At 66.0% G+C, this 723-nt stretch carries 1 protein-coding gene; it reads left to right on the top strand.

The window, feature by feature from the left end:
* Positions 1–723: cellulase family glycosylhydrolase (locus Cch01nite_RS22605; protein WP_203758774.1), on the top strand; the 723-nt coding region annotated here is incomplete at both ends.

The following is a 723-nucleotide window of genomic DNA, read 5'->3' as shown; positions in this document are numbered from 1 at the left end:
CCGCGGGTGCGAACGCGCTGCGGGTGGTCCTCTCGGACGGCACGCGGTGGACGAAGAACGACGCCACCGACGTCGCGAACATCATCAGCCTGTGCAAGGCGAACAAGCTGATCTGCATGCTCGAGGACCACGACACCACCGGCTACGGCGAGGAAGGCGCCGCGGCGAGCCTCGACACGGCGGCGAACTACTGGATCTCGCTGGCCTCGGTCCTCAAGGGCCAGGAGGACTACATCCAGATCAACATCGGCAACGAGCCGTTCGGCAACAACGACACCGCGAACCTCAAGTGGGCGTCGGACACGTCCGCGGCGATCCAGAAGCTGCGCAACGCGGGCCTGCACCACAACATCGTGGTCGACGCGCCGGCGTGGGGTCAGGACTGGAAGAACGTCATGCGCGACGCCGCCTCGACGGTCGCCGCGGCCGACCCGGACGCGAACACGCTGTTCTCGATCCACATGTACGACGTCTACTCGAGCGCCTCGACGATCACGTCCTACCTGGACGCGTTCAAGGCGAAGGGCCTGCCCCTGATCGTCGGCGAGTTCGGGTACCGCGCGAACTCCTCGAACGTCGACATGGACACCGTGATGTCCGAGGCCGTGAAGCGGAACATCGGCTACTACGGCTGGTCGTGGTCGGGCAACACCGACCCGATCCTCGACATGGTGCTGAGCTTCAACCCGGCGAACAAGTCGGCCTGGGGCCAGCGCGTGCTCG

The sequence above is a fragment of the Cellulomonas chitinilytica genome, assembly GCF_016862675.1.
Taxonomy (GTDB): domain Bacteria; phylum Actinomycetota; class Actinomycetes; order Actinomycetales; family Cellulomonadaceae; genus Cellulomonas; species Cellulomonas chitinilytica.
The sequence above is the reverse complement of the archived record's forward strand: the minus strand, read 5'-3'. Positions and strand labels throughout refer to the sequence as shown.